Origin of the sequence: Streptomyces sp. NPDC093064 (genome assembly GCF_044754605.1) — a bacterium.
Lineage (GTDB): Bacteria > Actinomycetota > Actinomycetes > Streptomycetales > Streptomycetaceae > Streptomyces.
Map to the genome: position 1 here is coordinate 1 of NZ_JBIVPK010000115.1, position 6,479 is coordinate 6,479.

6 protein-coding genes and 1 pseudogene are annotated in these 6,479 nt (G+C 69.1%); 5 read left to right on the forward strand and 2 right to left on the reverse strand.

Going from position 1 to position 6,479, the window contains the following annotated elements:
- Positions 1–188: 188 nt before the first annotated feature.
- Together ACIQFZ_RS42915 and ACIQFZ_RS42920 are read left to right on the forward strand one after the other, a co-directional pair.
- Positions 189–444: pseudogene (locus ACIQFZ_RS42915) on the forward strand (IS110 family transposase); the annotation flags it as partial.
- 313 nt (positions 445–757) lie between these two features.
- The gene (locus ACIQFZ_RS42920; protein ID WP_402693945.1) at positions 758–1,192 is read left to right on the forward strand and encodes a hypothetical protein; all 435 of its coding nucleotides are present in this window, start codon (positions 758–760) and stop codon (positions 1,190–1,192) included.
- Positions 1,193–1,444: 252 nt separating this feature from the next.
- Here ACIQFZ_RS42920 and ACIQFZ_RS42925 read toward each other — a convergent pair whose 3' ends face one another.
- Positions 1,445–2,908, reverse strand: a complete 1,464-nt coding sequence (locus tag ACIQFZ_RS42925; protein WP_402693946.1) for a PQQ-binding-like beta-propeller repeat protein — start codon at positions 2,906–2,908, stop codon at positions 1,445–1,447.
- 840 nt (positions 2,909–3,748) lie between these two features.
- Positions 3,749–5,077, reverse strand: a complete 1,329-nt coding sequence (locus ACIQFZ_RS42930) for a TerD family protein (protein WP_402693947.1) — start codon at positions 5,075–5,077, stop codon at positions 3,749–3,751.
- A gap of 129 nt (positions 5,078–5,206) precedes the next feature.
- Here ACIQFZ_RS42930 and ACIQFZ_RS42935 point away from each other — a divergent pair, with 129 nt between their 5' ends.
- From ACIQFZ_RS42935 to ACIQFZ_RS42945, 3 genes are all read left to right on the forward strand, one after another.
- Positions 5,207–5,515, forward strand: coding sequence for a hypothetical protein (locus ACIQFZ_RS42935; RefSeq protein WP_402693948.1), 309 nt, complete (start codon positions 5,207–5,209; stop codon positions 5,513–5,515).
- Positions 5,516–5,587: 72 nt separating this feature from the next.
- Positions 5,588–6,199, forward strand: a complete 612-nt coding sequence (locus tag ACIQFZ_RS42940) for a helicase associated domain-containing protein (RefSeq protein WP_402693949.1) — start codon at positions 5,588–5,590, stop codon at positions 6,197–6,199.
- The gene (locus ACIQFZ_RS42945) at positions 6,156–6,338 is read left to right on the forward strand and encodes a hypothetical protein (protein WP_402693950.1); all 183 of its coding nucleotides are present in this window, start codon (positions 6,156–6,158) and stop codon (positions 6,336–6,338) included. Before ACIQFZ_RS42940 ends, ACIQFZ_RS42945 begins: the two co-directional genes overlap by 44 nt.
- Positions 6,339–6,479 lie beyond the last annotated feature (141 nt).

Consider the following 6,479-nt stretch of genomic DNA (forward strand, 5'->3'; position numbering starts at 1 on the left):
ACCATCACGGACGCACCGGACCTACCTCACCCACCCCGACACCATGCCTGACCAGCAAAAACCCAGCCCCCACACTCGGTTTCGAGAAGCCCTCTTACCGCCACAGCCCCTAGCATGCGGGACCCCTCGAACTCACCAACCGCGACTACCGACCACCCCCAAGGCAGCCACAACAACGCGAACAAGTCCGCAGATCCAGGTCCTCGATCCGCGGCGAGAGCCCGTCCCTCAGAGGCAACAAGCACCTCAAAGGGGCCTTCTTCCTGTCTGTTCGCGGCCCTGGCCGACCCCGCGTCCAGGGCCTACTACGAACGGAAGAAGGCCGAGGGCAAACGCCACAAACAGGCCCTGATGTGTCTGGCCCGCCGCCGGGTGGACGTGCTGTTCGCCATGCTCCGCGACGGCACCTTCTTCGAGCCCCAACCCGTCCCCCAAACCGCCTGAACTCCAGCGAATCAACCATTCCACTCCTTGACGAGAGAAGACAGGGGCCCACAACTCGCTCAACTCGCACGACCGGCAGTTGAAGCGCCGCAGCGCTGCCGGAACCGAGTAGTGATCGCACGAGACTGCTCCCGTAGTCTCATTGACGTCACAGGTTTTCCTGCATGCGCAGCGGAGAGACGGACCGTCGGCGGAACCACATGGGAACGTCCAGCAAGGCAAACCGAAAGCCAGGGTTGCCGGAATCAAGGGCGGACCGTCAGATTCCGGCAACGCGCACGTTCGGCATCTGGGGGAAGGCACATTGACCGGCATGGACGAGCAGGGAAAGGGACGCGCGCCGATCCTCTGGGCAATCGGTGCGCTCCTCACGGTCGTAGGGCTGGGGCTCTTCGTCAACCTCCGCGACAACAGCGCTCGCCTCGGAGCACTGGAGGACGCCGGCAAGGCATTCCTCAAGGCCCTCGCTTCGGGCGAAGGCAAGGATGTTTGCTCCCGTATGACCCGGATTGCACAGTCCGAACTCGCCGCAGGCCAGGGCAAGGACAGTTGCCCGCAGGCCGTTGAAGCCCTCATCGCCCCCCTGAGCGACGCCGAGCGCAACCGGCTGGCGGTCTCCTACAGGTCCAGATTCTGGGGAAGAGGGGACAGTTTCGGGCACGTCGGTGTCCGCGACAACCCTCTCGACATCACCGAGCTGCTTCTCTCCGAGATCGACGGAAAGTGGCGGGTGGCCGAGATGAAGTAGCTGTTCTCCCACCGACGTCGAACCGCCCGCAAAGGGGCCGCCGGCTTGCTGGCGGCCCCTTTGCCGTACGTGCCACGAAACCCGAGCCCACCAGCCCCGACCGGTTGACGAAACAGATAGGGGCACCCCCCGGCCCTCACCCACGGGCAGCGCAAGGTCCACTCCAGCGCGACGATCCGCCGTTGATCAGAAACTCCCGTGAGGTGGTCCGGGCGCCGGTTCACAGCTGCTCCTGCAGGGCGCGGTGCGGTCTCAGCCCAGGACCAGGACCGGAGGGTCGTCGTCGGTTCCGTCGGCTGTCACGCATGCGAAGAGGCCGTCCTGGGCCCACAGTTGGACGGGGTCGAGCTGCCGGGCGTTGTGGATCGACAGGTTTGACGTCCTGTGGCCGGTTCGGGGGTCGATGCGGGTGAGTTCCTGGTCGGTCAGGGTCCAGAGGCCGGTGCCGTCCAGAGCGATGCCCCGCACCTTCTCGTCCAGCTCGGCGGTCCACTTCCGAGTGCCGTCGGTGAGGGAGTACGCGACCAGGCGGCCGTCGTAGCCGACCGACGGGCCCCACCGCCCGTTGCCGTAGCTGTGCTCGTCGCCCGGCTTCACGGCGGGGGCGATCAGCAGGTCGCCCACGACCAGAGCGCCCCGTACCGGGCGGGCCGTGAAGTCGGCCAGCGGGGTGCTGAGGGTGAGGACCAGGTCGTACTCGGGGCTGGAGAGCGGGACGCGGGAACGGATCAGCCCCTGCCAGTCGAGGGCCAGTACGGCGTGGGTGCCGCGCAGGGTGTTGTCGTCCACCGCCACGGTGACCGGGGCGGTCGACAGGACCGCTACCGTCGGGTTGTCGCCGGCGATCGGCACTGCGGTGCGGGTCAGTTCCCGGCCGTCGCCCGGGGTGAGTGAGCGGATGACCAGGGATCGGCCCGAGCACAGCTCCACTGCGACCACGGCGTCCGGGCCTCCCGCGAGCCGCTGCGGTGCGCAGCCGGCCTCCGCCTTCACGGACCAGACGGCACTGCCGTCGGCCAGCCGCATCCCACGCCAGCCGTCGACCTCCCGTACGACCGCGGTGCCGCCCGCGATCGCCACGATGCCCTCCTCGGACTCGTCCCCCCAGCGGCCGACGGCTGGTCGTAGCGATCCCTGCCAGGTGCTCCTGCCGCTGGACAGGTCTAGCGCGGTGACCGCGGCGCACGGTGCCTTGGTGGTGGCGTGCCCGACGAGTCCGATGCTGCCCCGGACGCCCTCGCTCATCGCGCACACGACCTCCTGGCCCGGCGGGCTCCACCGCCAGACGACGGTGCCGTCGGTGATCCGGTAGCCGGTCACCTCGTCCGGGCGGGCGCGGACCACGATGTCCTCCGTCGTCCAGCTGCCCACCGCGCGGACGCCGGACGGGTGGTCGTGAGCGGCGGACCACACCGGCCGGACGCCCTGACCGCCATAGAAGTGCAGGACGCCCACGGCCAGCAGCGCACCGGCCAGCGCGGCTGCCGGCGCCGCGCGAGGGGCGTTCACGACGGCGACCGTGACAGGGAGCAAGCCGAGTGCCGTTCCCCCGGCACCGACGAGCAGCATCACGATGACACCGTCCCCGCCGAAGTCGAACACGAGGGATGCGATGCCGATGACCAGGGAGGTCAGCATGGCGCCGCCGTACAGGCCACCGACGACGGACAGCCACAGCGCGACCCTCCGGCGGTCAACGGCCGCACGCCTCAGCACGGGTTCCCCGCCCCTTCCTGTGTGCCTCCCCCACCACACACGCGAAGGCGCGTGATGCCCCAACACCACAGTACGCAGGCGGTTCACCACCGGTCACTGCAGGAAACCGGCAGCGTTTCGGATGCGACGACTGCCGGGCATCAGTCCCTACTCAGGCAATACGCTCTCGCTATCCGACATGACAAACCCGGACGTGACACCCGGTCACCCGACCAGGATCCGAATCAATTGCTCACCTCGGATGCCTACGGAACCCTCACGAAGGCCCTCGGAGCCCTGCGAGCACACGATACTGAGACCATCGAAGCCCTCGCCGACCCCCCGCCTCCGCAACACTCACCTGCAAGGCGAACCGGCGGGCAGCGAGGGGGAGTTGACCGGCACCGATGTGGACCAAAGGCAGGGCGAGGAGGACACCGCGCGGACGCGGGTCAGCGAGCAGCCGTCGAGCCCGAGCAGGTGACCGCTCTGCCCCACCACTACCGCCGCCTGCCAGCCGACACACTCGCCAACGACGAAACCCGAGATGATCTACCCGCCGTGCGCACGCCAGGCCCCCGCCGGGGCGCGGGTTGAGCCTGGTGTCGTCTCCCATCCCGACCAGGGGCCCTGGTCTCAACTCTCTCGTGTGCAGAACGCCGGCTCGCGTCCTGGCAGCCTTCAGGGCCTCCCGTGCCTCGTCCCTGCTCATCGTGTAGGCATCCCGAGGCAGGGGTCGTTGCGGCCGGGAGACTGCGATGAACCATGCCGAGGTGCGGTGGCGTGCGCGGTGATGGTCTTGGTGGTGAAGTCGATGTGGTGCTGGAGTTCTTCCTCTGCCAAGCCGACGCCCTACGCCGATCAGCCCCTGCCGTGCCAGCCCCAGCGGGAGGACTTGCGGTGGCCGCTCTCCTTCGAGGGCGCGGGGATGCGCTGTGTCAGGGCCGGGGCCGCAGACACGGGGGCGGTGCGCGGCTGAAGCCCCTTGAGTCTGGCCCGCCACGGCCCGTCCGCCATCTCCAGGCAGACGATCAACGGCCCCTCCGGCAGCGGGTGGGTCTCCCTGCGGGCGCCGATCTCGTTGATCAGACCCTCCCGCTGCGGGAGCGCCGTGGGCTCGGTGTGGCCGACCAGGTCGCAGGTGTGGGCGATGAGGTTGTCGTCGCCCTCGTAACGGATATGGAAGTCGGCCGGGCCACTGGTGTGCAGCAGCACGTCGGGGCCGCGGTTCTCCAGCCACTCCTCCGTCAGGCGGTGGGCCGCGGCAAGCGGCATCACCGTCGCCTGCCACTGGCCTTCGGCGTTCAGCCGCAGCCGCAGCGGGCCGCTGTCCGGGACCTTGCAGAGCAGGCGGCCCTGGAAGTCGGCCTCGGTGCTGTTGACGAGGGAGTCGCCTTCCTTGTTGCGGCGTGACAGCGGCTTGAGGCAGGTCCAACCGTCGCCCCTGACGTTCAACTCGATGATCACGGGGCCGGGAGGCAGGCCGTCCATCTGCAGTACGTCGTTGTCGCGGCCGGTGAGCGTGTACGGAGCGAAGACCGGGCCGAACGTCCAGTCCGCCGGGGCCTGTTGAGCCGCCGGGACGGGAACCGCAATGGTCGGTGCGGATGCGGGTGCGGGTGCCGGCGCAGGCCCTGCGGCCGGCGACGCGCTCGACCCCACCGGCGGAGCGAACGCCACCGCTTCCGGAACGGCCGCCAAAACCGCCCCCACCCCATGGTCCGCCGCCAGACCGTCCAGGCCGCCCACATACCCCTGGCCCACCGCCCGGAACTTCCAGCCACCCGCCCGCCGGTACAACTCCGCGAGCACCAGCGCCGTTTCGTCCCCCAACTCCGTCACCTCGTACCTGACGACCGACGTCCCGTCCTGCGCGTACGCCTCCACCGACGGCACGCCCATCTCCCGCACTGTCCCGCCGCGCGTCGAGCCGACGACGAGCACCCGCTGGACGTCCGCCTCGACCCCGCCGAGCCCGACCTCCAGCCACGTCGTGCCGTCCGCGCCCCCGGCTAGGCGCACCGCGCCTGACGGATGCGTCGGCACGCTGTCGGACACGACGTCCCGGTCCCCCCGGACCCGGCCGTCAGCCGTCAGCAGCAGCGCCGACGCCCGCAGCCCGCCACGTACCGCGATGCGCAACGGCACCGTCGGTACGAACGTGTTGGCCCCCTTGATCAGACCCCCCACGGAAATGCCCCCTCCGTCATCACCGTCGTCCTTGCCGACGGCCGCTCTGTCGACACATTCATCTCGTAGTCATCACACAATCGGCACGATGATCTACGGGCGGAGCATCCCATACGACGACTTATCAAGGTGCACGTCCAGCGGGATGAGGAGGGCCGGATCGTCGGGGCCGGCGAGGACCAGAAGCATGACGACACCCCAGGCCGCGGCGGAATCGGCGCTGCTGCACCCTCCTCCCCGAGGGACGCGGCGACGGTCGCGGCGTTCCTGTGTACACGGGTGTACCGGCCGGAGTCGCTGGTGTGGCTGGAGAGCTACCAGGCCTTGCTGCGACGGCGGGCGGAGAACGAGATCACCGGCCTGTACGCCGTGCCCTACGACGTGGAGACCCAGGTCGGCACGACGAAAGCCTTTCCACTTGGGCGGTGGGTGCATTAGCAGCGGAAGGCACTGCGAGCCGGAGAGCTGAAGGAGCGGCGCAAGGAACTGCTGGACGCGCCGGAAGCCGGGATGGTGTGGGAGCCCGGCGAAGAAGCCTGGGAGACCAAACTCGCCACGCTCCGCTCCTACCGGCAGGCCACCGGACACCTCGCACCCCGACAAGACGCAGTCTGGGGCGAGAGCGAGGCCGAGGGCCTGGTGCCCATCGGGCAGCACATGGCCAACCTCCGACGGAGAGGAGCGAAGAACGGCCTGGGCAAGGACCCAGAGCGGGCCGCCGTACGCGCGGCACAACTGACGGCGATCGACCCGGACTGGAACTGCCCCTGGCCCCTGAACTGGCAACGCCACCACCGGGTCCTGGCGGACCTCGCCGCCGACGAACCCGGCGGCATCCTCCCTGCCATCGAGCCCGGCGTGACCTTCGACGGCGACGACATCGGCAAATGGCTCCAGCAGCAGAAACAGCCAGCCACCTGGGCGCAGCTCTCAGCCGAACAGCAGGAACGACTGACCCGGCTGGGCATCAAGCCACTTGAGGCGCCCTCTTCCGCCCCGGCAGCCGGCCGTGCGACGAAAGGGGCCGAGCAAGGCACAGCAGGCGTTCCAACGCGGCCTGACAGCCCTCACGCAGTGGGTGGAGCGCGAGGGCCAGCGGCCTGTACCAGGCAGCCACGCTGAGAAGATCGCAGTCGACGGCGAGACAGAGCCAGTGATCGTCAAGCTGGGCGTATGGGTATCCAACACCAAAACGAGACGGGACAAGCTCGCCCCCGAACAGCGCAACGCACTACGGGAACTGGGAGTCGAATGGGCGTGACCGTCTGCGGGCCGGTGATGCGCGGCCGAGCCCTCACAGGTGCAGACAGGGCCCCGGCGTTTGCCTCGGATGTCTGGTTGATCATGTGATGCCGTAGAGGGCGAGGACGCGGTGGCGTTCGGTGTGGGCTCGGCGTCCGGC